Genomic DNA, 7,790 nt, shown 5'->3' on the forward strand with positions numbered 1-7,790 from the left:
AAAGCATTAAATTGTGTAGAAATTTTTTTATCTATTTTTACCACCAATGGGATTTTTAAAACACATAGGCCGCTATATAATAATGCTTTCTGGTATATTTAGAAGACCTACCAAAGCAATTGTACTCAAAGAATTGATTCTTAAAGAGATAGACGACCTTATTATAGGATCATTAGGTATCACTGCGTTCATATCATTGTTTATGGGAGCGGTTGTTGCATTACAAACTGCGTTGAATCTGGACAATCCTTGGATTCCTAAATCGCTCATAGGTTTTGCGACCAGGCAATCCATTATTCTCGAGTTTGCACCTACATTTATATCGGTGATTATGGCTGGGAAAGTAGGCTCTTATATTACATCAAGCATAGGTTCTATGAGAGTTACAGAGCAAATTGACGCTCTAGAAGTAATGGGTATAAACCCACTTAATTATTTAGTTTTCCCTAAAATTATTGCGCTACTTTTTTATCCTTTTTTGATTGCTATCATCATGTTTGTCGGAATAGGTGGCGGCTACCTCGCGAGTGTTTATGGTGGACTGGCCAGTGCTGAAGATTTTACAACTGGATTACAAGAAACTTTTATACCATGGCACATTGCTTATGCATTTATAAAAACTATGTTTTTTGGAATTCTTCTGGCCACGATACCCAGTTATCACGGCTATTACATGGAAGGTGGCGCACTAGAAGTAGGAAAAGCGAGTACTACTAGTTTCGTATGGACTTGTGTGGCTATAATTATATCAAATTATATTCTAACTCAATTACTGTTAAGTTAATGATACAGGTAAACGATTTACGTAAAAGCTTTAACGGTGAGGACATCCTTAAAGGAATCACAGCAACTTTTCACAAAGGAAAAACCAACATGATTATAGGAGCCAGCGGCTCTGGAAAGTCTGTTTTTCTTAAAAATATGCTGGGTTTATTTGTTCCTGATGATGGGGAGATTATATATGAAGGGGAAACACTTAACGAGATGGACATCGCACGTAAAAGTAACTTGCGCAAGGAAATGGGAATGCTTTTCCAGCACAGTGCTTTATTTGATTCCCTAAGCGTAGAGGAAAACATCATGTTTCCATTGCGCATGTTTACTAAAATGAATCTTAATGAAAGGCTCGACAGAGCTAACGAAATTTTAAATCGAGTCAATCTAGTCAACCTCAATAAAAAGATGCCTAGTGAGATTTCTGGTGGACAACAAAAACGAGTAGCCCTTGCGAGGGCAGTTGTAAATCGCCCTAGATTCTTATTCTGTGATGAACCTAATTCGGGTTTAGATCCAAATACAGCCACCGTGATTGATAACCTTATACAAGAAATAACACACGAGAGTAATATTACTACAGTCATTATCTCTCACGATATGAACTCTGTAATGGAAATAGGAGAAACCATCGTGTTTTTAAAAGAGGGCAAACTAGCTTGGAAAGGAACAAATAAGGAAATATTTAAAACAGATAATGAGGTAGTTACCGACTTTGTATACAGCTCTAATCTTTTTAAGAAAGTACGGATAGCACAAAATGAAGGGTTTTAAATTCCGTATTTAATAAAATAAAAAAGTCTAGCCTTAAAAGCCTTATATAAAAAATCGATTTTTTCATAAGAATGCATTAGCAACAAAGCCGTTTTTTGTTAATTATTACATAACAGGATGTTAATTTAATAGTGAGGTGTTATTTTTAGTCACCTTAAAATTAAAATTATGTTAGGCAGTAAAATAAAATGGTCCATAGGTTTGATATTAGTTATTTTGCTCATAGTAGCTACTAACTTTATAGATAGAAATAACTTTCAACGCATTCAAGATTCTGTTTATTCGATTTATGAAGACCGATTGATTGCTAAAAATTTTATTTTTGATATTCAGATAAAAATTCATGAGAAAGAGATGCTGCTGGCTCAACAAAAAGATTCTATACTAGCATCTGAGCGGACTGCTTCACAAAAGACAATTTTAGGTCTGGTGGAAGGCTTGTCTAATACGGGACTTACAAGAGAAGAAAAAAGAGTTCTTTCTAACTTATCAGAAGAAGTAAATTCCTTATTTAACATAGAAACTACCTATCACAACGCCCTAAATAAGAACTCTGTTTCAAAGAGATTTAAGGCACAGATCAAAAACATAAGCAATACTCTAAGTCAGTTATCTGACATTCAAATATCAGAAGGTAAAAGACAAATGCAAGTAGGTAAAAAGGCTATGGAGTCTATTGAATTACTCACTCAACTCGAAGTTTGGATCATGATCTTTCTGGGTGTTCTTGTCCAATTTATAATTCTCTATAATCCTAAAAAAAAGGTGGAGGATTAGGGTAGTTATTATTTAGTTTAACCATGCGTCACTGAGATATGTGGTTTATATCCATTGATATATCCCTGTTATAGGTTTCTGTTGTAGTCGTTAAAATCAAACCTGTAGAAACATTTCTAAATACAACACTACTAGGACCTATACTTAGGTATCCTTAAGGATATCATTCCAACACTTTAAGACTTAACTGGCATTCAAAAAAAAACCGATTTCAAATGAATGAAATCGGTTGTTTAGTAGCTATATAACTTCTAATCCGTTAGTCCCATTTAGAACCAAAAAACTTAGATCTATTTCCTTTTTTATCTCCTGAGCTATCAGATGATGATCCAGAATCTTCTCTTTTAGGTCTGGACTCACGATCTTTAAAACTACTTCCACCACTTGGGCGAGAATCATCATTTGATTTAGAGCTGCGACCTTTAAAGCCACCACCAGAACTTGAGCTATCATCACGATTTCCTTTGTAACTACTACCGCCGCCAGAGTTAGAATCTCCATCTCTACGACCTCTAAAACCACCGCCAGAACCAGAATTACTGTCTCTACGACCTTTATAGCCACCTCCAGAATCTCCGTCACGTTTTCCTTTGTAACCTCCACCGTCGCTTCTACCGCGTCCACTATCGCGACCACCGCGACCGCCATCACGTCCACCGCTATCTCTAGATTCTTTTACTTCACCTTCGTGTATATTTGCTCTAACCTCACGATTATTGCGCTCTGTGCCGTTCAGCTTCTCCATTTGAGGCGCTACTTCTTCCTTTATATCCATAAAAGAATGAGCACCATCTAATACGATACGACCTATATCGTTTCCTGTAATTCCAGTAACGTCACATACAAAGCCTAATAAAGCTCCTTTATTCATATCATCTTTACGGCCTACATTGATAAAGTAAGTTTTCATACCTTCCTCCTTGCCTCTTGATCTAGGTTTTCTCTCGCGATATTCACCACTATCTTCACGGCCTTTAGAACGATCATTAAGATCTGTAATAGAGTTGCGTTTGTAAATTTTATTGAATTCCTGACTTAAGAATTTACCTATAAGTTCGTCCTTAGTAACCTCTTCAAGGCTTGCCTTAACTTCCTCAAAAAGTTCATCAGTAATCTTATTATTTACTTCTAGGTCTTTAATACCATTGGTCCATCTTGAAATTCTTTTTGCAGTAATGGCTTCCAGCGCTGGAATTTCTCCCTTATCAAATTTAATAGAGAGTTTACTCTCCATATACTTCAATTTACGCATATCACCTTTAGTGATCAATGCTATAGATTCTCCTTTCTTACCTGCACGAGCAGTACGACCAGAACGGTGCGCATAAAATTCAGGATCATCTGGTAATGCAAAGTGGATTACGTGTGTAATATCCTCTACATCAATTCCACGAGCAGCTACATCAGTTGCAATCAGTAATTTCAGATTTTTATTTCTAAAACGCTTCATAGCAGCATCACGCTGTGCTTGTGACATATCACCGTGAAGTGCCTCTGTAGAATAACCATTGTTATTCAGTTCATCAGCTACTTGTTGTGTATCTCTTTTTGTACGACAAAAAACAACACCGAACATGTCTTGATCAAAATCAAGCATTCTTCTCAAGGCTTCTGTTTTATCACGTGCTTTAAGTTGAACGTACTGATGGGAAATATTGTTATTTACAATTTCTTCCCGATTAATACGTACCTCTACTGGGTTCTTCATATACGTATCAACGATCTTCTTGATCTCCCTAGCCATGGTGGCAGAGAATAACCAGATGTTACGTCCTACGTCTGTTTTAGAAAGAATAAAATCAATGTCTTCACGGAAACCCATGTTCAACATCTCATCTGCTTCATCAAGAATCAAAAATTTTAACGCATCAAGTTTTATCTCACGGCGTTTCATAAGATCCATAAGACGTCCTGGGGTTGCTACAATCACTTGCGCTCCACGTCTAATGTCTTTAATTTGGCCCATGATATTTGCTCCTCCAAATACAGGAACGACATTAAGCCTTCCCATTTTTTGAGACATCGCTTCTATCTGACGACAAATTTGTTGAGCTAGTTCACGCGTTGGGGCTAGAATTAATGCCTGAGTATCTTTTGAGCTGGTATCCATTAGTTCTAGTAATGGTATTCCGAATGCTGCGGTTTTCCCTGTACCAGTCTGCGCCAGACCTATAAAATCTCCATCGTGCTTCAGCAAGATAGGGATTGCTTGCTGTTGAATCTCTGTTGGATTCTCAAATCCCATTTCAGCAAGGCCGTCTAATAACGGCTGAGTAAGCCCTAAGGCTTCAAAATTTTTCAAATAACTGTGTTTAAATATTTTGCAAAAATACAACTTTTCTATCAATTAATAATTGCGCTACAGTGCTGGTTATTTGGGAGTCATAGAATTAATGAATCCACAAAAATTTAAATTTATTTTAGCTGTCCATAATAGGTGCTAAATCGCATGTCCTCTTAGTATATTTGGTTTTCAAAATTCACTGTTGGAAAAAACCTATTTTATAAAACATCAAGTCATTCTTATGTATTACACAAGAGCACGACTATTGTTAGGTAAAACCGAACACTTTTGAACTAGAAACAGATATGAAATTCGTTTTAATGAATGCTACCTAAATTGGAAATTACTTTATTCTATGCAAGAATATTTTTTAGTTCCCTCTTTTAAACCGTGTTTAAGGAAATAATTAATTGACAACAAAAGTTTTGCTCGCCTACCAATTTAAATACCTGCTTGTACTGCTATTCCATACAGATAGGAATAGATATACTGCTATTACAAATCACCCTACAAACTCTGTAAATTCTTGAACTTTTTTCCTTTCTGGCAGGTCCATTACCATCTCAGAATCATAAGTGCCTAAATAGAAAAAACCCAAAAACTCCTCTTGTTTACCTACGTGGATGCGTTGAAATTTTGACATTTCTGCAAAAGCTTTTGGTGAACTCCAATAACAACCGTAGCCTAAATCATGCGTAGTCAACCACATATTTTGAACACTCATACTTACCGCGGCAGTTTCTTCCCATTCTGGAATGGATTCTTTTTCATCTCTATGTTTAAATATTAAAATCATCGCACTGCTTGCCTCTAGTTTTTCTTGAAGCTTTTTAAGCTTTATAGAAACTGGCTTTCCCGTACTTTCCACAAACTCATCGCACATAAAGATACCTAAATCTTTAATGGCGCTGCCTCGAAGAACTTTATAGCGCCATGGCTCCGTTTTTCTATGATTAGGGGCCCATCTGGCACTTTCTAATATTTTTAATAAGTCCGAAGTCGGAATAGCACCACCGGTATACTGTGATGGAAAAATACTGCGTCGTGTTTGGATTAAATATTCTAATGTCTTTTTCATGGTTTAAAGATAATAGTTGTTCTGCTTTCGCGAAAGCGGAATACAAAAAACCTAATTATAAATTTTAAGTTTTAAGGCTACTCCTATTATATAAAACGAGGTACGTGAATGCTCAACATAAACGTACGGCAACCTATGAAAAATCGTTCTGCTATGGGAAATTAGAACCAAACCTAAAAATATTATAATAGAATAGATTTCTATACACCAATCATTTAAAAGAGTCCCATGACGCAAAACGGTATCGAACTAGAAAAAGCTCACGATTGGGACAATGCCTAGAGAGGTTTAAAGGATAAATCGCCTTCTGTAAACGATTTAAAAGGTTGGTTTGTGCCTGAAGAAGATCTTTCTCAAGTTATAGGAGAAGGAGCTGTAAAGAGCCGCATGTTTTATAATAGGACAAGATGGAACAAATATCAAGCTAATGTTAGTCGCCGTAAATGCCGCTGGAAAGAACATGATCACCGCAGCAGATGGCTGGTGTTTTTATGACTTCTCTATAGCGATACTAACAAAACAGAACCCAACTAGTCCATTGAACTAGACAGTGAAAGATCTCGTATTTTGCATAAAAACATTTATTATGTTTTATTACTACTGATTGCCTTTTAAAGTAAAATACAAACAAAAAAGAAGCCTGCTATTTTTTAACATTTCAATGCAAGGCGGTTTAAATAAGTAAAAAGATAAAAATCAAGTCAACTTTCTTACATTTATAGAATAAATTTACTTCATGCTCACAAAAGTTTATGGAAGCGCTGTTTTTGGTGTAGAAGCCACAACAATTACCGTAGAGGTAAATGCAGATAAAGGTATAGGTTACCATTTGGTAGGACTTCCTGACAAAGCTATAACTGAAAGCTCTTATCGCATAACCGCTGCTCTTAAAAACGTGGGTTATAAAATGCCTGGCAAGAAGCTGATTCTAAATCTTTCTCCAGCTGATCTTAGAAAAGAAGGAAGTGCGTACGATTTACCACTGGCACTAGGGATTCTAAATGCTTCTGGACAGATCGATACAGATTTGTTTAAAGATTACATCATCATGGGAGAGCTCTCTCTAGATGGACAGCTACAACCTATAAGAGGCGCGTTACCGATCGCTATCAAAGCGAGAGAAGAAGGCTACAAAGGTTTTATCCTGCCTAAGGAAAATGCACGAGAAGCAGCAATTGTTGACGGAATTGATGTCTATGGGGTAGATAATATTTTAGAAGTAATTGATTTCTTTAATGAAGGAAAAAAGCTAGAGCCTACTATTGTAGATACTAGAGATGAATTCTTTCAGGCATTGGAGCATCCAGAATTTGATTTTGCAGATGTAAAAGGACAAGAATCTATTAAAAGGTGCATGGAAATCGCAGCAGCAGGCGGACATAATATCATATTAATAGGACCGCCAGGTGCAGGAAAAACCATGCTGGCCAAAAGACTACCATCTATTCTTCCACCCATGACCTTACACGAAGCGCTAGAAACTACAAAAATTCACAGTGTCGCAGGCCGTACTCAAGAAAAAGCAGGATTAATAGCACAAAGGCCATTTAGGAGCCCACATCATACCATAAGCGATGTAGCTTTAGTAGGAGGCGGAGCCTATCCACAACCTGGCGAGATTTCTTTGAGTCATAACGGTGTGCTGTTTCTAGATGAATTGCCTGAATTTAAGCGCACGGTATTAGAAGTGATGCGCCAGCCGCTTGAAGATAGAGAAGTTACTATTTCAAGAGCAAAATTCACCGTAACGTATCCTTCAAGTTTTATGTTAGTTGCCAGTATGAATCCCAGTCCTAGTGGTTATTTCAATGATCCTAGTGCCCCGCTTCAGAGCAGCCCTGCAGAAATGCAGCGCTATCTTGGGAAAATCTCTGGTCCACTACTCGATCGTATTGATATTCATATAGAGGTGACACCTGTACCTTTTGAAAAATTAACCGAAGAACGAATGGCAGAAAAATCTACGGTTATTAGAGAACGTGTTACTGCTGCAAGAGACCTACAAACCTTACGTTTTAGCGAAAACACAAAAACACATTACAACGCACAAATGACGGTTAAGGATATCAGAAAATACTGTATTCTTGATAATGCGAGTAAACA

General features: G+C 36.9%; 6 protein-coding genes. 4 read left to right on the plus strand and 2 right to left on the minus strand.

Annotation, left to right across the window (positions count from 1 at the left end; all coding sequences use genetic code 11):
• Positions 1–46: 46 nt before the first annotated feature.
• The 3 genes from ACJAT0_RS06750 (at position 47) to ACJAT0_RS06760 (ending at position 2,325) form a co-directional block, all read left to right on the plus strand.
• A complete protein-coding gene (locus ACJAT0_RS06750) occupies positions 47–784 on the plus strand; it encodes an MlaE family ABC transporter permease (RefSeq protein WP_374002241.1) in 738 nt (245 codons plus the stop codon).
• Complete coding sequence (locus ACJAT0_RS06755) at positions 784–1,548, plus strand: ABC transporter ATP-binding protein (protein ID WP_374002240.1); 765 nt, start codon at positions 784–786, stop codon at positions 1,546–1,548. The genes ACJAT0_RS06750 and ACJAT0_RS06755 overlap by 1 nt, the downstream gene beginning before the upstream one ends.
• 168 nt (positions 1,549–1,716) lie before the next feature.
• The gene (locus ACJAT0_RS06760) at positions 1,717–2,325 is read left to right on the plus strand and encodes a hypothetical protein (protein WP_415181049.1); all 609 of its coding nucleotides are present in this window, start codon (positions 1,717–1,719) and stop codon (positions 2,323–2,325) included.
• A 259-nt stretch (positions 2,326–2,584) separates the two neighbouring features.
• Here the strand turns inward: ACJAT0_RS06760 and ACJAT0_RS06765 are convergent, their stop codons facing one another.
• Both ACJAT0_RS06765 and ACJAT0_RS06770 read right to left on the minus strand, forming a co-directional pair.
• The gene (locus tag ACJAT0_RS06765) at positions 2,585–4,627 is read right to left on the minus strand and encodes a DEAD/DEAH box helicase (RefSeq protein ID WP_374002238.1); all 2,043 of its coding nucleotides are present in this window, start codon (positions 4,625–4,627) and stop codon (positions 2,585–2,587) included.
• A 484-nt stretch (positions 4,628–5,111) separates the two neighbouring features.
• Positions 5,112–5,687, minus strand: a complete 576-nt coding sequence (locus ACJAT0_RS06770; protein WP_415181050.1) for a nitroreductase — start codon at positions 5,685–5,687, stop codon at positions 5,112–5,114.
• 736 nt (positions 5,688–6,423) lie between these two features.
• On the opposite strand from ACJAT0_RS06770, the gene ACJAT0_RS06775 reads away from it, so the two are divergent.
• The coding region (locus ACJAT0_RS06775) for a YifB family Mg chelatase-like AAA ATPase (RefSeq protein WP_415181051.1) at positions 6,424–7,790 on the plus strand (1,367 nt) is incomplete at its 3' end.

The sequence above is a fragment of the Nonlabens sp. genome, from assembly GCF_047636915.1.
Taxonomy (GTDB): Bacteria; Bacteroidota; Bacteroidia; order Flavobacteriales; family Flavobacteriaceae; genus Nonlabens.